Origin of the sequence: Arcticibacter sp. MXS-1, from assembly GCF_041902385.1 — a bacterium.
In the GTDB taxonomy this organism is placed as follows: domain Bacteria; phylum Bacteroidota; class Bacteroidia; order Sphingobacteriales; family Sphingobacteriaceae; genus Arcticibacter.
The window spans coordinates 643,171-667,092 of record NZ_CP169244.1; the positions used below are offsets into that span (position 1 = coordinate 643,171).

Annotated in this window: 28 protein-coding genes; 9 read left to right on the forward strand and 19 right to left on the reverse strand. The window is 46.4% G+C overall.

The annotated features are described in order from the left end of the window. Positions 1 to 6: 6 nt before the first annotated feature. The 8 genes from hemH to panB form a co-directional block, all read right to left on the reverse strand. On the reverse strand, positions 7 to 1,020 hold the full coding sequence (gene hemH / locus ACES2C_RS02675) for a ferrochelatase (protein WP_374165477.1): 1,014 nt from the start codon (positions 1,018 to 1,020) through the stop codon (positions 7 to 9). A 75-nt stretch (positions 1,021 to 1,095) separates the two neighbouring features. Then, positions 1,096 to 1,764: a fatty acid desaturase gene (locus ACES2C_RS02680; RefSeq protein ID WP_374165478.1), complete on the reverse strand. Its 669-nt coding sequence runs from the start codon at positions 1,762 to 1,764 to the stop codon at positions 1,096 to 1,098. Between the two features lies 1 nt (position 1,765). Beyond that, positions 1,766 to 2,614, reverse strand: a complete 849-nt coding sequence (locus tag ACES2C_RS02685; RefSeq protein WP_374165479.1) for a 4-hydroxy-3-methylbut-2-enyl diphosphate reductase — start codon at positions 2,612 to 2,614, stop codon at positions 1,766 to 1,768. 47 nt (positions 2,615 to 2,661) lie between these two features. Then, positions 2,662 to 3,309, reverse strand: coding sequence for a carotenoid biosynthesis protein (locus tag ACES2C_RS02690; protein ID WP_374165480.1), 648 nt, complete (start codon positions 3,307 to 3,309; stop codon positions 2,662 to 2,664). A gap of 9 nt (positions 3,310 to 3,318) precedes the next feature. After that, positions 3,319 to 4,410 (reverse strand): glycosyltransferase family 2 protein, encoded by a 1,092-nt coding sequence (locus ACES2C_RS02695; RefSeq protein ID WP_374165481.1) that lies wholly within the window; start codon positions 4,408 to 4,410, stop codon positions 3,319 to 3,321. A gap of 2 nt (positions 4,411 to 4,412) precedes the next feature. After that, a complete protein-coding gene (locus tag ACES2C_RS02700; RefSeq protein ID WP_374165482.1) occupies positions 4,413 to 5,042 on the reverse strand; it encodes a lysophospholipid acyltransferase family protein in 630 nt (209 codons plus the stop codon). A 28-nt stretch (positions 5,043 to 5,070) separates the two neighbouring features. Continuing rightward, a complete protein-coding gene (locus ACES2C_RS02705) occupies positions 5,071 to 5,787 on the reverse strand; it encodes an RluA family pseudouridine synthase (protein WP_374165483.1) in 717 nt (238 codons plus the stop codon). A 114-nt stretch (positions 5,788 to 5,901) separates the two neighbouring features. Then, complete coding sequence (panB, locus tag ACES2C_RS02710) at positions 5,902 to 6,717, reverse strand: 3-methyl-2-oxobutanoate hydroxymethyltransferase (protein ID WP_374165484.1); 816 nt, start codon at positions 6,715 to 6,717, stop codon at positions 5,902 to 5,904. 86 nt (positions 6,718 to 6,803) lie between these two features. Here panB and ACES2C_RS02715 point away from each other — a divergent pair, with 86 nt between their 5' ends. From ACES2C_RS02715 to ACES2C_RS02735, 5 genes are all read left to right on the forward strand, one after another. Continuing rightward, positions 6,804 to 7,025, forward strand: a complete 222-nt coding sequence (locus ACES2C_RS02715; protein ID WP_374165485.1) for a hypothetical protein — start codon at positions 6,804 to 6,806, stop codon at positions 7,023 to 7,025. Between the two features lies 1 nt (position 7,026). Beyond that, positions 7,027 to 8,121: a glutamine-hydrolyzing carbamoyl-phosphate synthase small subunit gene (gene carA, locus ACES2C_RS02720; RefSeq protein WP_374165486.1), complete on the forward strand. Its 1,095-nt coding sequence runs from the start codon at positions 7,027 to 7,029 to the stop codon at positions 8,119 to 8,121. Positions 8,122 to 8,486: 365 nt separating this feature from the next. Next, on the forward strand, positions 8,487 to 9,779 hold the full coding sequence (gene eno, locus ACES2C_RS02725) for a phosphopyruvate hydratase (protein ID WP_374165487.1): 1,293 nt from the start codon (positions 8,487 to 8,489) through the stop codon (positions 9,777 to 9,779). Positions 9,780 to 9,873: 94 nt separating this feature from the next. Further along, positions 9,874 to 10,203 carry a septum formation initiator family protein gene (locus ACES2C_RS02730; protein ID WP_374165488.1) on the forward strand — a complete coding sequence of 110 codons (330 nt, stop codon included), beginning with the start codon at positions 9,874 to 9,876 and terminating at the stop codon, positions 10,201 to 10,203. Between the two features lie 77 nt (positions 10,204 to 10,280). Continuing rightward, positions 10,281 to 10,724: a hypothetical protein gene (locus ACES2C_RS02735; protein ID WP_374165489.1), complete on the forward strand. Its 444-nt coding sequence runs from the start codon at positions 10,281 to 10,283 to the stop codon at positions 10,722 to 10,724. 2 nt (positions 10,725 to 10,726) lie between these two features. Here ACES2C_RS02735 and ACES2C_RS02740 read toward each other — a convergent pair whose 3' ends face one another. Genes ACES2C_RS02740 through ACES2C_RS02755 form a run of 4 tightly spaced genes read right to left on the reverse strand, consistent with a single transcriptional unit; the run spans position 10,727 to position 14,597 of the window. Then, complete coding sequence (locus tag ACES2C_RS02740; RefSeq protein WP_374165490.1) at positions 10,727 to 12,799, reverse strand: hypothetical protein; 2,073 nt, start codon at positions 12,797 to 12,799, stop codon at positions 10,727 to 10,729. 52 nt (positions 12,800 to 12,851) lie between these two features. Continuing rightward, on the reverse strand, positions 12,852 to 13,595 hold the full coding sequence (gene fabG / locus ACES2C_RS02745) for a 3-oxoacyl-[acyl-carrier-protein] reductase (protein ID WP_374165491.1): 744 nt from the start codon (positions 13,593 to 13,595) through the stop codon (positions 12,852 to 12,854). Positions 13,596 to 13,649: 54 nt separating this feature from the next. Continuing rightward, positions 13,650 to 14,057, reverse strand: a complete 408-nt coding sequence (locus ACES2C_RS02750) for an acyl-CoA thioesterase (protein WP_374165492.1) — start codon at positions 14,055 to 14,057, stop codon at positions 13,650 to 13,652. Between the two features lie 60 nt (positions 14,058 to 14,117). Beyond that, positions 14,118 to 14,597: a methionine-R-sulfoxide reductase gene (locus ACES2C_RS02755; protein WP_374165493.1), complete on the reverse strand. Its 480-nt coding sequence runs from the start codon at positions 14,595 to 14,597 to the stop codon at positions 14,118 to 14,120. Positions 14,598 to 14,772: 175 nt separating this feature from the next. Between ACES2C_RS02755 and rlmH the strand changes: the two genes are divergently transcribed. Further along, positions 14,773 to 15,246 (forward strand): 23S rRNA (pseudouridine(1915)-N(3))-methyltransferase RlmH, encoded by a 474-nt coding sequence (gene rlmH / locus ACES2C_RS02760; protein ID WP_374166896.1) that lies wholly within the window; start codon positions 14,773 to 14,775, stop codon positions 15,244 to 15,246. A 17-nt stretch (positions 15,247 to 15,263) separates the two neighbouring features. Continuing rightward, positions 15,264 to 15,386, forward strand: a complete 123-nt coding sequence (locus ACES2C_RS02765; protein WP_374165494.1) for a hypothetical protein — start codon at positions 15,264 to 15,266, stop codon at positions 15,384 to 15,386. A gap of 204 nt (positions 15,387 to 15,590) precedes the next feature. Here the strand turns inward: ACES2C_RS02765 and ACES2C_RS02770 are convergent, their stop codons facing one another. Both ACES2C_RS02770 and ACES2C_RS02775 read right to left on the reverse strand, forming a co-directional pair. Then, the gene (locus tag ACES2C_RS02770) at positions 15,591 to 16,010 is read right to left on the reverse strand and encodes a DUF5606 domain-containing protein (RefSeq protein WP_374165495.1); all 420 of its coding nucleotides are present in this window, start codon (positions 16,008 to 16,010) and stop codon (positions 15,591 to 15,593) included. 56 nt (positions 16,011 to 16,066) lie between these two features. Further along, complete coding sequence (locus tag ACES2C_RS02775) at positions 16,067 to 16,504, reverse strand: peptidylprolyl isomerase (RefSeq protein ID WP_374165496.1); 438 nt, start codon at positions 16,502 to 16,504, stop codon at positions 16,067 to 16,069. Positions 16,505 to 16,668: 164 nt separating this feature from the next. Here ACES2C_RS02775 and ACES2C_RS02780 point away from each other — a divergent pair, with 164 nt between their 5' ends. Beyond that, positions 16,669 to 17,925, forward strand: a complete 1,257-nt coding sequence (locus ACES2C_RS02780) for an asparagine synthetase B (protein WP_374165497.1) — start codon at positions 16,669 to 16,671, stop codon at positions 17,923 to 17,925. Here the strand turns inward: ACES2C_RS02780 and ACES2C_RS02785 are convergent. Further along, positions 17,922 to 18,698, reverse strand: coding sequence for a response regulator (locus ACES2C_RS02785; RefSeq protein ID WP_374165498.1), 777 nt, complete (start codon positions 18,696 to 18,698; stop codon positions 17,922 to 17,924). The genes ACES2C_RS02780 and ACES2C_RS02785 overlap by 4 nt on opposite strands. Then, complete coding sequence (locus ACES2C_RS02790) at positions 18,695 to 19,771, reverse strand: histidine kinase dimerization/phospho-acceptor domain-containing protein (protein ID WP_374165499.1); 1,077 nt, start codon at positions 19,769 to 19,771, stop codon at positions 18,695 to 18,697. The genes ACES2C_RS02785 and ACES2C_RS02790 overlap by 4 nt, the downstream gene beginning before the upstream one ends. Positions 19,772 to 19,821: 50 nt before the next feature. On the opposite strand from ACES2C_RS02790, the gene ACES2C_RS02795 reads away from it, so the two are divergent. Further along, positions 19,822 to 20,058: a hypothetical protein gene (locus ACES2C_RS02795; RefSeq protein WP_374165500.1), complete on the forward strand. Its 237-nt coding sequence runs from the start codon at positions 19,822 to 19,824 to the stop codon at positions 20,056 to 20,058. On the opposite strand, the gene ACES2C_RS02800 is transcribed toward ACES2C_RS02795, so the two are convergent. From ACES2C_RS02800 to lpxK, 3 genes are all read right to left on the reverse strand, one after another. Further along, entirely contained in the window at positions 20,055 to 21,920 is a 1,866-nt protein-coding gene (locus ACES2C_RS02800) for a putative porin (RefSeq protein WP_374165501.1), read from the reverse strand. The genes ACES2C_RS02795 and ACES2C_RS02800 overlap by 4 nt on opposite strands. Positions 21,921 to 22,049: 129 nt before the next feature. After that, entirely contained in the window at positions 22,050 to 22,865 is an 816-nt protein-coding gene (locus tag ACES2C_RS02805; protein ID WP_374165502.1) for a purine-nucleoside phosphorylase, read from the reverse strand. Further along, positions 22,828 to 23,901 carry a tetraacyldisaccharide 4'-kinase gene (lpxK, locus tag ACES2C_RS02810; RefSeq protein WP_374165503.1) on the reverse strand — a complete coding sequence of 358 codons (1,074 nt, stop codon included), beginning with the start codon at positions 23,899 to 23,901 and terminating at the stop codon, positions 22,828 to 22,830. The genes ACES2C_RS02805 and lpxK overlap by 38 nt, the downstream gene beginning before the upstream one ends. Positions 23,902 to 23,922 lie beyond the last annotated feature (21 nt).

Genomic DNA, 23,922 nt, shown 5'->3' on the forward strand with positions numbered 1-23,922 from the left:
TTGAACTTACGATACAGAAAGCCTGGCAAGGACATCCACCCATTCAGGCTTATCATTCAGACTTTCTACCAGCTGCACCTTTTCCCCGCCCAGGGCTTTAAACTCCAGGTCGTACTCTTCGGCAATCTCATAGATCGTCTCCAGGCAGTCGGCCACAAAGGCCGGACTGAAGACAAGCAGTCTTTTCGCTCCTTTCTTACCCAGCTCGTGAATCACCTCGCTGGTGTAGGGCTGCGCCCATGGATCTTTTCCGAGGCGCGACTGAAAGGTCACGGTGTATTTCTCTTTTGGAATTGCCAGACGCTCTGCAATGAGCCTTGCTGTGTTGTGACACTGGGCTGAATAACAAAACTGGTTTGCATCGGTGAGACGACGGCAACAGTCGGCCGACTTTAAACAGTGACTTTTGGTATCATCGGCCTTAACGAGCTGTCGCTGAGGCAGTCCGTGAAAGCTGAAAATAATATGATCGAACGCCTCCGGCTTATACTTACGGCCGTTCTCAGCATAAATGTCGAGCATATCAGATGCGTCATGGTAGGAGTTGATAAATGAGATGTCGGGAATAGTCTGCCACTTGCTTACCTCTTCCATTACCCGTTGATGAACAGATCCGGTAGTTGCTGAGGCATATTGAGGAAAGAGCGGAATTACTTTGATACTTTTAACGCCCGCCGCTTTAAGTTTGCCAAGAGCAGATGCGATAGAAGGATTTTGATAGCGCATGCCGAGTTCAACATGATAGCCGGCTCCCAGCTTTTCCTGCAGCATGTCTTTTACCCGCACACTGTAATACATGAGAGGCGATCCATTCTCGTTCCATACTTTCTGATAAGTCTTTGCCGACTTCGGTCCTCTGAAAGGCACTATGATCCCTTTAACCAGCAAGGTTCTCCCCACTGCATTGATATCGATCACACGTTCATCCATTAAAAACTCGTCGAGATATCGACGTACATCTCCTACCCGGGGACTGTCGGGTGTACCAAGGTTCACCAGTAATATTCCTCTTTTACTCATATAGACTTACAAATATATGGCAGGCAGCCGCCTGATTATAGGTTTAAAAATGATTTGACGCTTAGAATACTTTCGTTACTTGCTTTTCCACAGCTGCCACCATGGAATGCCGGGCGCTTCGTGGTGTTCGTAGTGGTATCCAAAGAAGTAACAGCTCAGGAAAGCAAGCAGATGATTCTTTTGAAGAGTACGCGACTGGTGTACATTATTATGCTCGCCATGATGAGGCAGCCATGTTCCGAAGTAAAAAAGCTGCAGAGTGCTTAGCAATGAAGGCGTAACCCAAAACAAAAGCAGATTCTTTTGCGGAAACCACAGAGCAAGGACGTTAAAAATCACTGCCATCAGGATCAGCTGAACTATTGAGACGTATTCGCCTATGAATTTAAGATACCATCGCCAGAAGCTTGTATCGCTATAGTCGGGGTCTCTCTCGGTATGGACGTATTGATGATGCTCATGATGCTTTTTTCTAAGCTTTGTAAAGCTGAACGCAGCATAAAGAAAAGTGCATAGCTGTCCAACAAAGAGATTAACCTTATCAGAGGGGTATATGGTACCGTGCATACCATCATGAGCGGTTATAAACAGCCCTGTATACAAATGCATTTGAACAAGCACCATCAGGTAAGTGAGAGGGTTAGCCCAGGAAAAGTCCCAGGAAAGAAGTAAAAACAGGCAAACCGTCCAGCTTGTCACAACCAGCAGGGCAATAAACAAACCGGTTTTAGAAGCCCGTTTCAATCTAATACGCTAAAAGAGTTTCCTTCACCTTTTCCATCAGCCACATTGGAGTGGAAGTAGCACCACAAATACCGATCTTATCGCCTTCCTTGAACATATCCTGGTGCAGTTCTTCGGGATGAGAAATGAAGAACGTGTTGTCATTGTACTTCTTGCATACCTCGTACAGCACTTTACCATTTGACGACTTTTTACCAGACACGAAGACGATCTTGTCATAGTTCTTCACAAACTTTCTCAGTTCCTCATCGCGGTTAGAGACCTGGCGGCAGATGGTATCGTTGGCCGTTACCTCATACCCTCTCCTTAGCAATTCTTCCTTGATCTGATAAAAGCGGTCCGTGCTTTTTGTTGTCTGACTATACAGCGTAAATTTCTTCGGAAGTTCAGCATCGTCGAGTTCGGCGATGTCCTGAAAAACCAGGGCTTCGTTATTCGTTTGTCCCTGAAGCCCGATCACCTCGGCGTGTCCGTGCTTCCCGAAGATCAGGATCTGCTCTTTGTCTTCGTACGATGTTTTAATCCGGTTCTGGAGCTTTAAAACAACCGGACAGGAGGCATCGATCAGCGTGATGTCATTCTGAAGCGCTACCTTATACGTTTCGGGAGCTTCACCGTGAGCTCGTATTAAAACTTTCTCTCCCCGCAAGTCTTTCAGCTGCTCATGGTTGATAATGCGAAGGCCGGCCTCCCTCAGTCGTTCCACCTCTTCGTCATTATGCACAATATCACCAAGACAGTACAAATAACCGTCCTCTCTCAGAATTTCTTCCGCCATATCGATGGCGTATACTACTCCAAAACAGAATCCGGAATTAGAGTCGATCGTTACCTGCAGATTGTAGCTCATATATAATTAAATACAAAATTAAGGAAATTATGTTAGCCTGCAGGATATTAAATACTTGCCCATAAGATCACAAAGAACAGAAACTGAACAACAAAAAGGGCCACTCCAGCCTTGTTGTGTTTCTCCACCGGCATCCGAAGGAAAAAGAGCAGCAGCACAAACGCCACAAAGAACCAGGCTATGTAGTTTTGCAACGGGACCGTGGGACTATCCCAGTGCCAGTAATGAAAGCGTATTGCCACAGGCTCAATAAAAAAGTCGAGCAGAGTAACCAATACCCCTCCCGTCACTGCTCCTATATAACTATTCCTAATCCCCACAGAGCAGATGGTTATGCTCGTCGAATAAATAACCAGTATCCAGTTTACCCCGATCATCAGAGGAGTGCCGGCTACCTTCGGGCCCAGGGTGGTATCATAAGAATACCGTCCAAAAACAACGCCGCTGTTCACCCCTATTGCTTCAACAGCGAAGCCTGCGAGGTAAATGACCAGCAGCGAAAGGTAAAAGCGCCTTTCCCGCCGCGGATGGCTCCACACCATGAGCAAAAGCATCAGCAAGAGATGAAAGGGCACCAGCTTCTCGAACAGAACCTGAGTTTGCACCAACAAGAAACCAGCGAGCCCGACACTGTAGAATAGCAGAACCAAAAAGGAAGCGACCCTGACCCGGTCTATCTGTTTTAAATCAATCATAAAGCAAAGCTAGCTATCCACACGTCGCCCTTTCCAGGTGACGGTATTCGTAAGGTGTTTCCTTACCGAAACTATCGACAGTATAAGGAGGGACAGCATCTGAAAAGGATGCAGGATAATGTTCCAGAACGGATTCTGTCCGCTGAGGAGAGAGATCATCAGACGGGTCAGCACGACCAGTGTCACCATAAAGAGCAGCAGTTGCAGGTCAAGGTACAGCGCAATGAACAGAGGCCCCAGCATCACCAGGAGAAGATAGCAGACCAATCCGGCCACGTTATTATTAAATCCTGCGAGAAGATTCTTGCTAAAGCCCGATACAGCCTCACCGAAGCCCCTGTACATTCTGCAATAAACATATCCGTTTGCCAGCAGCGCCTCTCCTTTGTATCCAGAGCCTTTAACCTGTTTCATAATCTCAATATCCTCTACCACTTTGTCCCTTACCCTGCTGTGCCATTGCTCCTTCCGGTACGCAACTCCGTCAAAAAACATACACTGACCACTGGCAGCAGCAAAGGCAGTATTTTTGGAAAGTTTGACAAGCCGCATCGGCAACAGGTTCAGAAGGAGGAAATGCATAAGGGGGACCACCATTCGCTCGCCCATGGTAAGCATGCGCTGATTGGCAAAAAGACTTAACAGATGCAACCTGCCCAATCGCAGGCGGTGTACTCCATTGTTAATGAGACCGGGTGATACGGTGGTATCGGCGTCCAGAAAAAGAAAATACTTACCCTTCGCCAGGCCCGCCAGCTGGTGGCAGGCATAATTCTTTCCCAGCCATCCTTCTGGCAGCTCTTTTCCACTCACCACCCGGAAGCGGCTATCTCTTTGGGAAAAACGTTTGCATTGTTCGTATGTAGCATCGGTTGATGAGTCGTCAAGTACGATGACCTCCAGATTCTGATAATCCTGTGCGCTTATCGACTCCAGCAGGTTAAGGATATCTCCCTGCTCGTTACGTGCAGGAATAAGCACAGAAACAAGCTCTGTATAAGTGCGGGCAGTAGCAGTAAGTTTCGGATTGGAGATAAAGTTAAAAAGGGTAACGGCAAAACGGAGGATCAGAAAAAAGAAGACTACATAGTATATCAGCATGACTAAACAGTGGTGCGGTTCTGCAGTTGCCGCGACGTTTCATAATGTTTATTGTAAGCGCTTTTAATTAATTGCAAACTGGTGAACTCTGCGCCCTCCCAGTTTCTAAGATAACAATTAACCGTTGGCTTACGGTTTTCAAAATAATCAACGAAAGAAGCGCAGAAAACGTATTGGAACTTTTTTTGGGAAGAGTTGATCAGATTAATAAGCCCTTTTTCAAACACCACCTGATCAACGTGAGAAGAGTAAAGCTTTCCCTGCGGAAAGACCAGAACCAGGTTGCGGGGATCATCAAGCAGACGACCCGCATACTCAAGCGATTCAACAAGGCTTTTCGGTCCTTTCTTAACCGGAAATGCCCCCAGGTATTTCAGAAACCAGACCGTCCTGTAATTTTCGTCGCTTACCATCACATGAAATGCTTTCTTAAAGAGCCTTCTGTTCAGCTCATACATGAAGAAACCATCCCACCATGAAAAATGATTGGCAAGCAATAAGACGGACTGTCCCTGCTCTAGTGAAAATTCACTAAACTTTAGCGACCTGAAATCACGGGATATAATGCGCCTTATATACCAGCGGAAGAAGTATCTGACAAAAGCAGGGAACATCATCCCGCAATTTATCATTTTTTAAGAAGGCCTCAAGGCCAGGTCGCTACATTCCCTCAAACTTCTCCCAGAAGCCATCGCGCGGCAGAGGTGCTTCAATTACAACCTCTTCCTTCTTTACAGGATGTACAAAACGAAGTCTCTTGGCGTGAAGGCAAATGGTCTTTTTCAGACTTCCCCGGGGATACCCATATTTATTATCACCAACAATCGGGCAATTTAGGGTGGATAGCTGTACCCTGATCTGATGCGGACGGCCGGTGATAGGATCTACTTCAATGAGATAGTAGCCCTCTAACTGCCCAATCAGCTGGTAGTTCAGCTCCGAGCGAAGACCGTTCGAAATTTCATGGTTATATGCGGTGGTAACATTCTTCTGAGGGTTCTTAACCAGCCAATGCACCAGATTACCGCTCTCCGGAACCGGGCGGTTCCTTACCACCGCCCAGTAGGTTTTTTTCATCTGCCTGCTTTTAAACATCTGGTTCACCCGGTCAAGCGCCTTACTGGTCTTGGCAAATAAGATAACACCACTCACAGGCCGGTCCAGTCGGTGTACCACGCCCAGAAAGGCGCCGTTAGGCTTGTTATACTTGATGGACAGATACCGTTTCACTTTTTCGTCGAGCGGTTCATCTCCCGTCTCATCGACCTGAACAATCTCTCCTCCTTTTTTATTGATAGCAATCAGATGATTATCCTCATACAGGACATCTCTGTCGGTGATGTCATAAGAAGCGTTATTAAAAGCAGTTTTCCCCATTTTATTTCCTTGTGCGATGCAGGCTCCCGGCTTTTTTGCCGCCTACCGCTTTATACGTGTTCCTTGAAGAAATAGCTTCAATTAGTTTTACTTTTTGATCCGAATGACAACCCTTTAATATTGTTCCTTCTCGCCAGGAAAATCGCTTGCTTTTACATCGTTTATATACGACTTCACGGCACCATTTATTTCTCCGTAAAGATCGAGATACTGACGCAGGAACCGGGGTTTGAAGCCCTTGTTCAGTCCCAGCATGTCATGAACAACCAGCACCTGTCCGTCGCAAGCCCCGCCTGCTCCAATGCCAATAGTCGGAATCCTCAGACTTGCAGTCACTTCAGCAGCTAAAGCTGCCGGTATTTTCTCCAGAACAACAGCAAAGCAGCCCGCTTCTTCAAGCAATTTAGCATCCTTCTTTAACTTGGCGGCCTCTGCCTCTTCTCTGGCACGTACTGTATATGTTCCGAACTTATAGATCGACTGCGGAGTAAGACCAAGATGTCCCATAATAGGAATTCCGGCAGTGATGATGCGTGCCACCGATTCAAGTATTTCCTCGCCACCTTCCAGCTTAACGGCATGGGCTCCTGATTCTTTCATAATTCGGATGGCCGAATTAAGGGCTTCCTTTGAGTTGCCCTGATAAGAACCGAAGGGCAAGTCTACCACAATTAAACTGCGAGTAGCTGCTCTCACGACAGATGCCGCATGATAGATCATCTGATCAAGCGTAATGGGGAGGGTAGTTTCGTGGCCCGCCATTACATTTGAGGCCGAGTCACCAACCAGAATCGCATCAATGCCCGCTTCATCTACAATTTTTGCTATTGAATAATCATAAGCGGTAAGCATTGATATTTTCTCTCCCCGCTGCTTCATCTCCTGGAGCGTATTGGTGGTAATACGTTTGATCTGGGTATTAACTGACATATCCTGTTTATTTTACACGGGCAAATGTAGAAAGTAAATTGAAATCCTTTTTATAAATTACGGATATTTACCTACCTTTGTCTCCCGTGAAAATTGAAGACAACTGCTTCAGCCTGTTGTACTCGGCATCGGATAATTCTACCGGTAAACTCAAGCTTTTTCATTTATTTTCTGACAATTACCTCCTCAATGCAGAAGGCAGTAAAATACTTACAGCTTACGGACCCGGAGTAGAACTGTTCGCCGGCGAATGGCTGAACGACACCATCCAGAAACAGAATATTAAGAATTCATACCACATAAATTAAGATGATCAACTATATCAAATTGCCTGCTGTACTGCTGCTAGAAGACGGAACTGTATTTCACGGAAAAGCGGCCGGTAAAATCGGAACTACCACCGGGGAAATTTGTTTTAATACCGGAATGACCGGCTATCAGGAAGTATTTACTGATCCCTCCTATTTCGGTCAGATTATGGTCACCACCAACGCTCACATTGGAAATTACGGGGTAAACAGTGACGAGGTTGAATCTGCTGACATTAAAATTGCAGGTCTGGTCTGCAAGAACTTTAATATTGCTTACAGCAGAAAGCTTTCTGAGAAGTCTATACAGGACTACTTTCAGGAACAAAATGTGGTAGGAATTTCAGACGTCGACACAAGGTCTCTGGTTCGTCACATCCGCGACAAGGGTGCAATGAATGCTATTATCTCCTCCGAGATTCTCGACATTAATGAACTGAAAGGGGCTCTTGCCCAAGTGCCGTCAATGGCAGGCCTGGAGCTTTCTTCGCAGGTGAGCACGCAGGAGCCCTATTTCTATGGCAACGAAAACGGCAAGCACCGCATCGCTGTCCTAGACCTTGGCGTTAAAAAGAACATTCTTCGCAATTTCGACCACCGCGATGTCTATGCCAAGGTATTTCCGGCCAAGACGAGCTTCGAAGAAATGGAAAAATGGGCACCCGACGGATACTTCATCTCGAACGGTCCCGGCGATCCCTCTGCGATGCCATATGCTATTGAAACAGTGAAAAAGGTTCTGGAAGCCGACAAGCCTCTTTTCGGAATTTGTCTGGGACATCAGCTCCTTGCGCTTGCTAACGGCATCCGCACCGAAAAGATGTTTAACGGACACCGGGGACTGAACCATCCGGTTAAAAATATCATTCTCGATCATTGTGAAGTTACCTCCCAAAACCACGGCTTCGGAGTGGTTGCGGATGACATTCACAAATCAGACAAAGTTGAAATCACTCACCTTAATCTGAATGACAACTCCATCGAAGGCATACGGGTAAAAGACAAAAAAGCGTTCTCCGTACAGTACCATCCGGAATCATCTCCTGGTCCGCACGACTCGCGCTACCTCTTCGATCAGTTCGTTGATATGATGTAACAAAAAAGCCGTTTGCTTTCAGCAAACGGCTTTTTTGTTAGCAATCTGCTTTCGGCAATCAGCTCTCAGCCTGACAGAACTCATAATCCCTGGTCCGCGAAGTCTCACCGGGGCGTTTCAGAAACGCAGCAATTCAGGAGACAAAGGTGCGAAGCAAAAGCTGAGAGCCGATAGCTGAGGGCTGACAGCTATTGCGTTCTTCCTGTGAGACAAATCACAAATTATTGTAACATAAATTATTTTTGAAATCCGTAAAAACAGTACTTTTGGCGAGCCTGTTACTGAATGACAAACGAAGCCTTTAAACAAAAAAGAGGCTTTCTAAACGATAAAAGCCAATTAGGTAAAATTTAATATAAGAAACAATGAGCTTAATTTTAGACGTACATGCCCGGCAGATCCTTGACTCAAGAGGCAATCCTACTGTAGAAGTAGACGTAATTACAGAAAACGGTACACTTGGCCGCGCTGCTGTTCCATCAGGAGCTTCTACTGGTCAGTTCGAAGCAGTTGAGCTTCGCGACAACGACAAGAGCAAGTACATGGGTAAAGGCGTTTTGAACGCAGTAAACAATGTCAACGAAAAATTAGCTAAAGAACTTCAGGGAATCGATGTTTTCGATCAGAATACGATCGATAAACTGATGAACGATATCGACGGAACACACAACAAAGGTTCTATCGGTGCTAACGCGATCCTGGGCGTTTCTCTTGCTGTAGCAAAAGCAGCTGCACTCGAAAGCCGTCAGCCTCTTTACCGTTATATCGGTGGTGTTAATGCCAATACTCTTCCTATTCCGATGATGAATATCATGAATGGTGGAGTTCACGCTGATAACAAGATCGACTATCAGGAATTCATGATCATGCCTGTTGGTGCTGACACATTTTCTGAAGCACTCAGAATGGGTACTGAAGTATTCCACCACCTGAAGACCGTTTTGAAGAAAAAAGGTTATTCAACAAACGTAGGTGACGAAGGTGGTTTTGCCCCTGAAATCCAGAGCAACGAAGAAGCCATCGAAACTGTGCTTCAGGCTATCGAAACTGCAGGATACAAGCCAGGAGAGCAAATCTTCATCGCTATGGATGCTGCAAGTTCAGAAATGTACGATGAAAAGACCAAAACCTACAAATTCTACAAATCTAACCCTGATCGTATCCTTACAGGTGACGAAATGGTTGCATACTGGACTGAGTGGGTGAACAAATATCCAATCCTGTCAATTGAAGATGGATGTGCTGAGACTGACTGGGATAGCTGGAAGAAATTAACTGACGCTCTTGGCAAGAAAGTTCAGCTTGTAGGTGATGACCTGTTCGTTACTAACGTGAAGTTCCTTGAAAGAGGTATCAACTCTGGCGTTGCAAACTCTATCCTTGTTAAAGTAAACCAGATTGGTTCTTTAACTGAGACTATCAATGCGGTTTCTCTTGCACAAAACAATGGTTACACCTCAGTAATGAGTCACCGTTCAGGTGAAACTGAAGACACTACCATCGCTGACCTTGCAGTAGCATTAAACACTGGTCAGATTAAAACTGGTTCTGCTTCACGTTCTGACAGGATCGCAAAATATAATCAGTTGATCCGTATTGAGGAAGAACTCGGAGCTTCTGCCCGTTTCATCGGTAAAGATTTGAAGTTCTTAAAATAAAATAGAAGCCTGAGGCAATACCTTAGCGCTTATATTTCAACTTTTAAAACATCCCGTAGAAATATTCTGCGGGATGTTTTTATATTTGTCTTACATGAAAAGAGCCGTAAGTTTATTTCGCAACAAATACTTTCTTGCTACAGCAGTTTTTGTAGTGTGGATGGCATTTTTTGACAGGAATGACCTGATGTCTCAATACGAATACTGCAGTCAGCGGAACAAACTTCAGGAAGAAAAGGACTTTTATACCCACGAGACCGAAAGGGTATGGAAAGACCTCAAAGAGCTGACCACGAACCGGGAAAAGCTCGAGAAGTTTGCGCGCGAAAGATACCTCATGCGGAAAGAAAACGAAGAGGTATATGTAATTGTCCCCGAAAAGAACAAAGAAGAGGGTAAATCTTTATTTAAACTTTCTTTTTAATTTAGATTCTTAAGGATTAGTAGGTGAGCTTCTCTGTTAAAAAAACAGGCGCCGTTTTGTACACGGCTATTTTGCTGATGGCTTCGTTTTCTGCGAAGTCGCAGGGAGAGCCACAGAATAACCCCACCCGTCCCCCTTCTTCAATTGCCGTAAACGATCAGATTAACAGTACGCCCACCTCAAACACGCTGAATTACATTGGTGAAATCAAAGGGCGATCTTATATTAAGCTCTCGCTGGAGCCAGTGGAGGGCCAGGCAAATGAGAATACTGTACTAACTGAAATAAAAACAAAAACATTTAAAGGGTCATATTACGAGGCGGCAAGCGGAAAGAACTATAGCGTTACAGCAACCTATGAGATGAGCTCCCAGAGCTGGAATATCAAAAGCTATAATAGCAGAAAGCAGTACGTAGCAAACTTTCAGGGAAGAGAAACTGCAGAAGGGGTAATTGAAGGAGCATGGAAAAACAAACACGAAAACGCATCTTTTTACCTCTTTAAAAAAGAAAAACCTTAAGGTTAGACATCCCCGCTGCGTTTTCTTAAAAACCATTCTGCAGACAGCAGTCCCACAATCAGTACAAAAAGCACCTTCAGATCGATCAACTGTGCAAAACTTCTGTCCTCATAGCTGACAGACTTAACCAGTTCATTCTTCTTAATGAGCTCATACAGGGTTTCGAGCTCAGAAGGGTACACTACGGTGCCCCCGCTTTCACGGGCAATTAATCGCAGCAGCTGATGGTTAGCAGTCAGCTGCCTGTATTCTGCCTGTTCTCTTGTCACCAAAAACTTCCCCTGAGCGGAAAGGCGCCTTTCTCCTACGTTCGTCCTGGCAATAAAGGAATAATCGCCGTAAGGAAGCGTTCCCGCGTCCAGAACGTAAGCACGGGTAGTCCTGGAAAAAACGAAAGGATAGGACCTTCCCTTAGCGTCTCGCACCTCCATCCTCACTTCGGGCTCATTAATAAGCTCAGTAGCGTCATTATACAGCTCTGCATTGAACACCACCCGCTCATTCTCGTCGAACGCTGCCCGGCTGGGGTAAACTTTGAAGTTTCTTTTGTCAGCCTGATCCGCAAGATACTGTACCATCCCATTGATCAGCCGGTCTATGCTGCTATGGCTTTCACTTGCAGCAAACTCTGCGAGGCGCCAGCGCCAAACACCTTCTCCCGCCAAAACGCCAAGTCTCCTACTCTTTTCAGAGCCAAATACAGCCAGAGGCTCGCTACCCTCTTTCCTGCCCTGCTGCTGGTAAAGGAGCACTGACGCGCCGCTTCCCGGTGCATAATTTCCCGCCGGTACCAATAGCTGCCCCATTTGAGGTATCTTATCCTGAAGCCCAGCTTCCAGCGTAAACAAATAAAACTGGCTATTCAGCCGCGCCGTTACTTCATCTTGCCCGCCAGATGGCTTAATTTCAAGGAGTGACTGACTCCTGTTAAATGCTGCAATGTCACTTTGTGCACCAGCCACAAAAAACAAGGGTTTGCCCCATATGTATTTTTGAAACTTACTTAAAGGAACTCCCGAAGCAGGCACCTGATGTAAGATAACGAGGTCTGAGCGCAACAGATCCCCCTCGTTAAAGCGATCGGCCAGACCGGAGGTAACCTCATAATTGCCACCCGCCTCGATACTCTGCTTAAATGCTGCAATATCAGGATGAGGGGCGGCAGCCAGAATAAATACCCGCCGTTTTCCATCCAGAACTTCCACAAAAAACTCAGCCCTATTATTACCTACAGCTATCTCCCCTGGCGCAGGACGCAAGTCGACAGAATAGCGGTAAAGCCCTTTAGCTCCGGCATGAAGAGTAACCGGAACAGTAGAATGAAATTCATTACCTGTAATACTGATCGCTTGCTGATAAACTACGCGATCCTTGCTTCTTATTGTCAGCGCAGTCTTGACACCCTTGCTGATGTACGCTTCTACATCAACCTCAATATTAAAGTCGTTTCCTGAATAAACAATGCTGTTATAGTTAATATTGGCTACCAGAACATCCTTCTTCCTGGCCGTATCGCCAAGTGCAACGGGGAATACCGGCGACTTTAGGCGTTCTGCCATCGCCTCCGGATTACCGCCAGAATTGTAAAGACCGTCGGTAGCAAGAACCACAGCACCCACATTCCTGCCGCCAAACTCAAGGGACAGATGTTTAAAAAAACTGCCGATGTCGGTTGTCTTTTCATCAAAGGAGCTTCGCCTTCCGGCCCTTACGGCAGAGCCCAGACTGAAAGTTTTTACTTCATATTCAGCCGACAGTCTCTTTTCAAGTGCATCAAAGTTACGGAGGTAAGTATTTTTGTTGAAACCGGGAGGGTTTGAAATACTCAGTGACGCAGAGTTGTCCTGAGCGAGGACTATGATGGGCTTCTCAACTATTTTTCTGGTGATGCGAATAAACGGAGCAAACAGCAGGAAACATATTACTGCCACAACAAGGGCCCTAAACGAGAACAACAACTTCCTTGTCCTTGCAGAAAAGAAGTTGTTGTTCTTATATAACAGTAAAGCGTATCCAATCCCCAGTGCCACACTGAAAAGCATCCATAGGAAAGAAATCGTGCTAAACTGAAGCATTCATATCAGTTTTACCAGCATAGCCGGACCAAGATACGGGATCAGCGGGCGCTTACAGCATTCCGCCATCCACCGCTATAACCTGCCCTGTCACATAAGCGCTCAGGTCAGAAGCAAGGAATACACAAACGTTTGCTACGTCATCTGTCTCCCCCGCGCGTTTCATTGGGATATTCTGTTCCCATCCTTCAACCACTTTAGGGTCGAGCACCTCAGTCATCTCAGTCTTGATAAAGCCTGGAGCGACTACATTGGTACGGATATTACGCGAACCAAGCTCCTTTGCCATGGACTTAGAAAAGCCGATAATCCCGGCCTTTGAAGCAGCATAGTTAGCCTGACCGGCATTTCCCTGAACACCTACTACCGAACTCATATTGATGAAAACGCCTTTTCTGTTCTTCATCATGATTTTGGAAGCCGCTTTTGTTACATTAAAGATCGACTTAAGGTTCACTTCCAGCACCTCGTCCCATTGCTGCTCGGTCATGCGCATCAGCAAGCCGTCTTTCGTGATCCCCGCATTGTTGACTACAATATCAATCGTACCAAAATCAGCGACTACATCACTAATCAGCTTGTCAGCTTCTTCAAATTTTGAAGCATCCGACCGATAACCTTTCACCTTGGTGCCCGCGGCCTGTAACTCCTGTTCAAGAGCCTGTCCCTTTTCTACCGACGAAAGATAAGTAAAGGCAACATTGGCGCCATGTTCGGCGAACTTTTCTGCGATTTTACGGCCTATTCCTTTAGACGCACCTGTAATAAGTGCAGTTTTTCCTTCAAGCAATTTCATAAAGAATAATAATAGTGCGACGAAGTTACTATTTTTTTCGAGCCGGCATCTCTGCTATCCCACACTCTTCTCAAGATGCTCGAGAATAGATACAGGCTTCTTGTCTTCACCCAATGCCACAAATGTTAAAACACCATGTATAGCAAGTTCGCGGCTTTCCTCGTACATCTGCTCAACATAGATATCAATGCCAACTTTTAAGCTGGTGCGGCCCACTTCTGTAACCTTCGCCACGAGTTCAACGATAGTGCCCGATGGAATCGGCTTCGTGAAATTGATGCGATCAGACGAAACGGTCACAACCGGAAGGCGCGTAAACCGCGTAGCCGCAATAAAGGCGGCTTCGTCCATCATATGCATAGCCACCCCTCCGTGAAGAGTATCGTAGTGATTGGTGTTCGTTGCAAATACAGGCTTAAACATCCTGATCTCTGATTTTGCAATACGGTCTTCAATGTTCATGCACAAAGATAGGACTGGAAGCGAGAAGCTGGCTAATTCGTCAAAGGTTTTACAAGGCCCCTACTTTCCGGCAGGAATAAATTTCATAGAAATGGAGTTAACACAGTGCCGTGTATCTTTCGCAGTAAAACCTTCGCCCAGGAAAACATGGCCCAGGTGCGCACCACAGTTGGAGCATACAATTTCAGTTCTTCGTCCATCCGCATCAGGCACACGTGTCACCGCCCCCTTAATCTCGTCGTCAAAACTCGGCCATCCACAATGCGACTCAAACTTATCCTCCGAGCGGTATAAGGGCGCATTACATCTCCTACAAATGTAGGTGCCCTTTTCCTTGTTGTTTAAATACTCGCCGGTCCCCGGATATTCGGTTCCTTTGTTGATAATGACGCGTTCTTCTTCGGGAGTGAGCTTGTTATAGTTCATAGTTTTTTTAGTTTTTACCGTTTCAGCATTCTTTGTCTTTCTTTCCTGACCACAGGAAGTTATTGCGACACTCAAAAGACACAAGAAGATACAGATAGTCTTTATCGCCCTCATTTGTCTTATAACGTCCGTTACCCTCCATATGTTGTCAGCGCGGGCAGTGCTCTGATCGATTAAATTGCGATTTCCCTAAATTAAGAAATGTAATGCTCTATTTTTGCAAAAGCAGCTGCAAGAGCGGGCAAGCGCAGGCTTCGTCATCATTAAGGGAGCAGCACATAACAACAGAATGAAGATCACACTTCTTGTCATCGGAAAAACGGAAGATAAATACCTCAAAGAAGGCATAGAAAAGTACACAAAGCGACTGAAGCACTACATCAGCTTTTCGATCATTGAAGTTCCTGAACTTAAAAACACCAAAAGTCTGACAGAGGATCAGCAAAGGGCAAAGGAGGGCGAGCTGATCAGGAAATACATATCGCCTGCCGACCACCTCATCCTCCTGGACGAGAAAGGAGAGTCATACACCTCCTCCCAGTTTGCAGCTTTCCTTAACAAAAAGATGATTGGCAGCGTCCAAAACCTTGTCTTTGTGGTGGGTGGCCCCTACGGTTTTGATACTTCCATTTACCGGCAGGCGTCGGGTAAGATATCACTCAGCAAGATGACGTTTTCGCATCAGATGGTCAGGCTCTTTTTCGCTGAACAGATCTACCGCGCCTTCACTATTTTGAAGGGCGAGCCATACCATCACGAATAAAAAAGCGTTAGACAAATATGTTGTTTAAAACACGAAACTATCGGTACAAAGGAGCCAATACCGGTGCCGAACAAAAATATTTCTGGATTTTCATCGTGATCGGCCTTCTGATAGGAATGGGCATCGTCTATTTGTTCTGAGGCTACAATCCGTTGAAAATGACAACTGCCGACTGTAATTAGCAGTCGGCAGTTGTTTTCTGACCCTGGCCCAGCACCCCGGCAGAGCAGAGTTATGAATAAATTACAAAGAAAAGCGCTCGCGGGCCTCAATCACAAGCTTAGTCAAAGCAGCCCGTACGTTTCTTATTCCTGATCAAAAATCAGCAGATTAACGCCACAGTCTTAGTCCTGCGCAGCTTCTGGCTCTGCAGCGGCCGGCGCTTCCTCGTTAAACAATGGGAGTTCTTTTATGATATTGAACCAGGTAATGATCTTTTTCATATCTGATGCATACACCTTTTCCTCGTCATGGCCGGGAGCAACTTCACGAAAGAACTCGCGCAGAGTCTTTCCATCAGCTTTAGCTTCAGGCACAGAGGCACTCTCCTTCATTCTTGCAAAAATATCTACCAGCTTCAGATCGTCATCCTCACCAAAAACTGTGATATCTTCCAGCGAGGCAAGCTTGGCAGTAGAAAGATTGGCAACAAGTTTCAATTTCTGAGCATCAAGGCTTTCCAGAACAAACCCTGTTTTATTCTGTCCAATTACTCTAAACAAACCGGGCTTTCCCGATACAGATACAATTCCTCTTAAATTCATTGCTTTATTTTGAATCAACACAGGGCCAGAATGAACGGCCCCGATCCCAACCTCTATTATTCCTCAATTATGTCTATTCCCAGGATCTTATCGCCCTGACGGATGTCGTCAACCACATCAACATTCTCAACAACTTTACCAAAGCAAGTATGGTTGCGGTCAAGATGAGCAGTGTTTTTGCGGCTGTGGCAGATGAAGAACTGAGAACTTCCCGTATCGCGTCCGGCATGGGCCATAGAAAGGACGCCCCTGTCATGATACTGATTATCGCCGGTCAGTTCGCATTTAATGCGTGTACCTGAGCCGCCTGCTCCTGTTCCGGTTGGATCACCACCCTGTATAACGAAGTCAGGGATCACACGATGAAAAGTAACTCCATCATAAAAACCTTCCTTTGCAAGTTTCAGAAAGTTAGCCACGGTATTAGGAGCATCTTTATCGTAGAACTCGATGGTCATGTCTCCTTTTTCTGTTCTTAGAATCGCTTTACTCATGATCTTTGTTTTGAACCGGCAAAGTTAATAATTATTTAGAGCTTGCCAATGAAGTGCTGGCAATCTGCAGGGCACCTTCCCGTTTCATTTCCAAATCTTTTTACTGTATACTTATAGCGTTTCCAATGGCGTACTTTTGAACATACATATACCGTTATAACAACATGCCACGATCGCTTTTGCTCACACTTCTGCTATTTTTGATGCTTCCTGCCAAATCAGCTTCTCTCCTGGTTCCAATGGATGAAGAGCAAAAAAATCATCTGAAAGCCTATGGGCTAACCTATTGGGCCTTGAAAAACGGCACCGAAGCGAACTGGCTCCTTAACTACCGCGGGGGAAGCTTCCTCTTCTCCTATTCCCAGACCATTGAAAGCGAATGCAAGATCCGGGGAATCTCCTACCAGGTGAAGCCTGACGCAGAGGTCGACCGTACCCTCACAGAGATTCAGGACCCACAGGTTAATATGGAGATTGTGAAACTTGAAAAGGCGCCAAAGATCGCAGTCTACAGCCCTAAGAACAAGCTCCCCTGGGATGACGCAGTGACTCTGGTTCTCACCTATGCAGAAATACCCTACGACATCCTGTACGATGAAGAGGTACTTAAAGGAAAACTAGCGGGTTACGACTGGCTTCACCTTCATCACGAAGATTTCACGGGACAATACGGAGGTTTTTGGTCAGCTTTCCGCACTGCTTCCTGGTACATAGAAGACGTAAAGCTGCAGGAGTCTACTGCCAAAAAGCTCGGATATAAGAAAGTCTCTCAGATGAAACTTGCTGTTGCCAAATCTATCAGCGATTTCTGTGCCGGTGGCGGCTTCCTTTTTGCGATGTGTTCAGGGACGGACAGTTTTGATATTGCACTGGCTGCCGAAGGAACCGATATCTGCGAGAGCATGTTCGATGGGGATGGTACCGACCCGAATGCGCAGGCGAGGCTCGACTTTAATAAAACCTTTGCTTTTCAGAATTTCAAGATCGACATGAATCCCTATAATTACGAGTTTTCAAATATCGACGTCACTCCAACCCGTAATTTAACCGAAACAGAGGACTTCTTCACGCTCTTCGACTTTTCAGCGAAGTGGGATGTTATTCCTACCATTCTCACGCAGAACCATGATAATGTGATCAAAGGATTCATGGGCCAGACCACTGCCTTCAGGAAAAGTCTTTTGAAGCCCGACGTCCTGATTATGGGTGAAACCAAAATAGCAGATGAAGCACGGTATATACATGGTGAATTCGGCAAGGGACAATGGACCTTTTACGGGGGACATGATCCGGAAGATTATCAGCACGCAGTGGGAGACCCTCCTACTGATCTGAGCATCCACCCTAACTCTACCGGCTACAGACTTATTCTTAACAATGTGTTATTCCCGGCGGCGAAGAAGAAGAAACAGAAAACCTAAGTGGTCTGAGTATCCTGTTCTGCTTTTCCCGCCACAAGCGCGGCCGACCGGATTATAGCCACGAAGTCTTCTCTTTTGAAAGGCTTTGCAAGATACTCATCCATACCAGCCTGCAGACAATTCTCCTTGTCTCTCTGCGTAGCATCTGCGGTTAAAACAACAATAAAGGGCCTTGACTCACCGTCATAGCTTGCCCTGATCTGCCAGGTCGCCTCCAGGCCATCCATCTCGGGCATTAAAATATCCATCAGAACCAGATCGTGCCGCTTCGCTTTATAAAGTTTAACAGCCTCCACCCCGTTCCAGGCAATATCAGCGTTTAAGTCAAGGCGCGTCAGCATCAGCTGAACGAGCTTTTGATTGACTGCATTGTCTTCCGCCAGCAGGATGGTCAAACGATCTTCAGGCTCGGCAGCTGAATCCTCCCCGTAGTGTTCCTCGCGCGGGCCTATGTAATTCTCCCGGCCTTCGCCGTTCTCCGGTTCTTTAAGACCGGGCCGCTCCGTTCTGGCCGACAAGCGGCAGAAAATGCTAAAACGAAAAGAAGCTCCCCTTTCAGGCTCACTTTCAACCTCAATATGCCCGCCCATCAGGTTTACGAGCCGCTCACTTATCGCCAGTCCAAGTCCCGTACCGCCATACTTGCGGGTTGTAGATGAGTCGCCCTGCGTAAAGGAGTTGAAAAGAAAAGGAATCTTCTCCTTAGAAATTCCGATGCCTGTATCCATCACCTGAAACAGAAGTACCGCATGCTCGGGTCCGGCATTTTTCAAGATACGTGCACGGAGACCTTTCCGCGGGGAGTGAACTTCACCGCGTTGCTTACCAGATTAATCAGGACCTGCTTGATTCGCATACTGTCGCCCTTCAGCCAGAAGGGGACTTTAGGATCAATATGATAACTTAGCTGGAGGCCCTGCTCCCGTGCCTTATAGTGAAACACCTCCATCACCTCCTCCACGCAGCGATGAAGACTAAAGTCGGCTTCCTCAATATCCATATTGCCTGCTTCTATCTTCGAAAAGTCGAGGATATCGTTAATAAGGGACATAAGGATGTCGCTGCTCAGCGATATATGACCCAACAACTCCTCCTGCTCTTTATCCAGCTGAGTTTCCTTCAGCAGGCTTACCATTCCGGTGATGCCGTTTAATGGGGTCCTGATCTCATGGCTCATGGTTGCCAGGAAGGTGCTTTTGGCCACGTTGGCTTTCTCTGCCTCCAGCCGTGCGGTCTCGGCCTCCCGGCGGTGCAGAGCCTCCTGATTCCGCTGCTCAGCGTAGCTTTTCATAATCTGACCGATAATGATCACGATCATCGTTACCACAATAAGATAGGTAACAAAAAGATCGAGAAAGCGATCGGCAGCAGAAGAATAAGTGTTCAATACCATATCCCCCTGGAAATACTGATAGCCGATTAAGCTGCTAACCACAGCCATGTTTAAGGCGATCCAAAAGCCTCTTCGCCTGGGCCTGACGATGGAGGAGGACATTACAGCAAAAAGCACGTAAATAAGAAGAGTGGGGCCGTCAATTCCTGAATTAAAAAAGAAGTTGACCAGCAGCAGCGTATGGCAGCAAACATTAAAGAGCACAACCGCTGCCGTAGACCAGCCTCTCACTCTCGAACAGTAATACGCACCACACACCGATGCCGCAATGAGCAACATGACCAGCGCCATCAGATCCAGACCAAGGATCAGATCAAAAGGCACGGAAAACAACAAGCATGCGATTGCGACAATACAGATTTGGTGAAAAACGCGCGATTCTAGTGTAAAGCTATCCCTGCTGCCTAAAGCTAGGACCTTCCAGTTTTCGAGCCGTTTAAACTGTCTTTTCATTTAAATGGCAAAAAAGGTCTAAGACAGGAAGTCGAAGAGTGTTCATATCGATGTGTAAGCAGTACAAATATAGAATTTTCAATCAAACACCAACTTACGCATTTTTACATCAAAAAAACACCGCATTAAATACAAACAACGCAACAAACAAGACAATATTTAGGAAACGACAACAGCTTTACTGGAGCTTTATCGCAAAAGCAAGAAAGCAAAACCAAAAAAGAGCTGAAACAGAAGCGCCAGCATTAGCAGCGCCCCATATCAAGCCATTAAAAGGGAACAGCTAGTCATAAAAGTTCCAGATAACACCATATTTCAGTAAAGCGCTCGGCATGGGGTAGCGGTTAACGGTGTAATAGCCTTTGGAGAACAAGCCCTGGTTAACATAGTCGTAGCGGATAAAGACATTAGCCCGTCTCAATCCGAACCGGGCCCACAGGTCTACAATCGGATACGAGGAAAATTTAACCGGATAACCATTATAAAACTGGCTGACATTGACTGCATAAGAGGGCGCAGTAAACGTAGAATTCATGCGTGCATCGAATCCAAGATTTACAGCCAGGGTCTTCTTGAACAACCGGTTACCGTAGTAAAAGCTATTGTAGGTGTAAAATTCAGGCACCCGGAGCAGGTCCTGATAGTCACTCTTCTGATACACAGCGAAGGCATCAAGGTTAAAGTTGCCCATCCTGAACTTCTTCCCCACCGTCACCTTCAGCATGCTGATATCTCCACCCTCCTGTCGGGGCTCGATCACATTGGGAAAAGAGGTCTCAGCCAGATAGAGATAGTTCGTCATGAGAAAATACTCTGCCTTTGCACTAAAGCCGAACTTCGGATTCACATAAGCAAAAGACACGTTATTGATCTTCGTCTTATCAAAGCTGTTCGACCAGTTATGATAGGTATAGTTCAAATAGTTATACAACTGCTCGGGCGATTGATTTTGGGAATACGCTCCCAGTATTATTCTGCCAACGGAGCGGCTTAAGAGGAACTGAGCTTTCGCATCATAGAGGAAATCACCGGCATTGCGCCCCTGAAAGATCTGTTGAACCGTACCATTGAGCGATACACGATCGCTGAACCTGTAACCGAGGTTTCCTTTAAGGGTGATATTTTGAAAGTTCAGCTTATACCCCATCTGATTATACCGGTAAAGGTCGTGCTGCAATCCCACATCGAGCTTCAGCTCATTCTTGATGAAGGATACCGAGCGACCGCGGAGATAAAAGCTGTACATGAACTCATTGCTCAGCCTCTTAACAGTGGTTGAATCGATCACCAGGTTGCGGTCATTCAAGATATCAGGAAAGACCTTATAAGTGTCAGGATCGTTCTTGTAGAAGCGGTAGAGGTCTGACGAGTAGCTCAGCGAGTGAGATAAGCGCTGTGTAGGCAGCACACGGGAGGCCGAGTCGCGCGAAACACTGTCAATCCGGCCAATATAGTAGAACTGCTTAATGAAAAAGTTTTTCTGCCTCCAGAGCTGCCTTACCGGATCATTTCGGGTTCCCAGCCTGACGGTCTCCTCGGCGGCACCGAGTCTGCTGGGCCTCGTAAAAATGGTATCGTTCAGCACCGAACCATTCTCTTCTGCTTTAAGCGTGTTAAAAAGCCCATTGACCAAAACATTATATCTCTTTTTAGGCGACTCATACCAGCTAAAGGCGGAAGCGTTAAGGTGATCGCCGTTCTGATTCTGATAAATACCACGCGCACCAATCCTGAAATAATTAGCTCCCACGTTCCAGTTCGGCTTAATATTCTGGGTATGGGTAACCCTGAGGATCTGCTCAGCCCTGGTGCCGTTAACATAATAAAGTGAGGTAAACGGTGTCCGTGCACGGTAATAGCGAAGCGAATCCTGCGTAAGGAGGTAGATATCCATGGAGTGAAAACCAGGATCGAAACCTATTCTTTTTGAAGGGTTAAACAGCATCTCCCTGTATGGCAATCCCAGGTTTCCGAGGTTAACCGTCGGCCTCTCAGGCTGCACCAGAATGTTGTAGTTCTGAAGCCTGGTAAGTGAGGTATCAATCGGAACGGTCTGCGTGTTCTCACTAAGAATACCGCGATTGGTGTAACGGATATACTTCGAGTTAAAGATGATTGTATCCCGGCTTCTCTCCTCCAGCTTCCGCAAAGAATCTAGCTCGCTCCCCTCTACAGGTTCGGCCGGCCGTGTTGCAGGCTCTTGCGCATAAGCAGAGCCGGCTGCAAAAAAGAGAAGAGCGATGAGTACAGAAAAAAATATTTCATACCGAATCGTAACTTATAAAGAGGCCAGGAGCTCTTTCAGGATCAGCGTCATTTTCGGTTCTGCCTCCTCTGCAACCCGCACAATGTCTTCTACCGAAACAGGCTCCGGGTTTTCTGAAAACCCTTCGTCTGTGATCACCGATACAGCAAATACGGGCAGGCCCATATGGTTGGCAACAATTACCTCCGGAACCGTGCTCATTCCTACGGCATCTCCCCCAATAATACGCAGATAACGGTACTCTGCTTTAGTTTCGAGGTTAGGCCCGGCTACAGATACGTAAACGCCCTTATGGCACCTGATGTTATGTGCTGCCGCTATTTCCATTCCCTTTTTAACCAGTTCCACGTTGTAGGGGTAATTCATGTCGGGAAAGCGGGGTCCGAAATCGTCATAGTTTCGACCTCTGAGCGGATTATCGGGCTGCAGGTTAATGTGATCTTCAATGATCATCAGGTCTCCCTTTTTGATTTCCTCGTTCAACGACCCGCTGGCATTCGATACAAACAGATGCTTAATTCCCAGCACTTTCATCACCCTTACCGGAAAGGTGATCTGCTTCATGTCATACCCCTCGTAAAAGTGAAGCCTGCCCTGCATCGCCACCACCTTCTTCCCCTGCAGGATGCCGAATATCAGTCGCCCTGAGTGAAACTCGACCGTTGAGACCGGAAAATCAGGAATATTTGCATATAGTAACTTGTGCTGTACTTCGATGTCATTTACAAGTCCTCCCAGCCCGGTTCCAAGAATGATTCCTACCTCAGGCTGAAAGTCGCCAATGCGCTTTTTAATGTATTCTGCTGTGCTGTAAATGTTCTGAAACATAGTTTTCAATTAAATGATCAAAGTTCTGCTTATCCGGCTCATGTATCTCCGCACGGATGGGAAGATAATAAACCGGAAGATCAGTTAAAAGTTCTGCAATATCGGGGTTCAACAGCCGTTGAGCGTCCTTTTCTGTTGTGACAATCAGTTTGTCAGGCGCTCCGGCTTTTGAAAAATCCTCTGCAAGTTTACTAATATTTTTCCGGCTGAAGGGGTGATGATCGGGATATTCATAGTGTTTCACATGAGGGGTAAACTTCCTGAGTTCTTCAAGCAAAGGCCGCGGATTAGCAATTCCGGTGAGAAGGAAGACCAGGGTGCGATTGCTCTTTATGCTGATCAAAGGAAGCTCCTCCTTGTCGCCCAGCGCTATCAGGTTCCCATAACGGAGGTAAGAAAAGAAAAGTCGCTGGTTACTGCGGGGACCGATCCGTCTTCTGAGCTGCTCTCTTTCCTCGGGCAGCAAAACCGGCGGCGTTTTGGTAACAACAATAAGGTCTGCTCTCTTTCGTCCCCTATAGGGCTCACGCAGATTACCCGCGGGCAGTACCAGCATCGGCTCCTTCATTCTGGTATAATCGAACAAAAGGATGTTTAATCCCGGTCGCACGGCGCGGTGCTGATAGGCATCATCAAGCACCACCAGTTCGTGGTCCCTGCAGAGCTCCTCAATTCCGTGCACCCTCTTCTCGCAGACAGCAACTGTTACATCTTTGAATTTCCTTTTGAACTGCAGGGGTTCGTCTCCGCAAAGAGCTGCGACGTCGTCAGCCGAAACAAGCCTGAATCCGCGGGTTTTCCTCCCATATCCCCTGCTTAAAACGGCTATTCGCCTCTTATCCTTCAGCAGATTGACAAGGTATTCTGTCATTGGACTTTTACCGGCTCCTCCAACTGCCAGATTTCCGACGCTGATCACGGGCAGATCGAACTGTTTTGATTTAAACAGACCAAAGTCATAGGCCAGATTACGCAGAAAGACCACAACGGCATAGATCCAGGAAAAAGGCAGTAAAATCAACCGCAAGTATCGCATGCGGTAAACTTATATAAAATT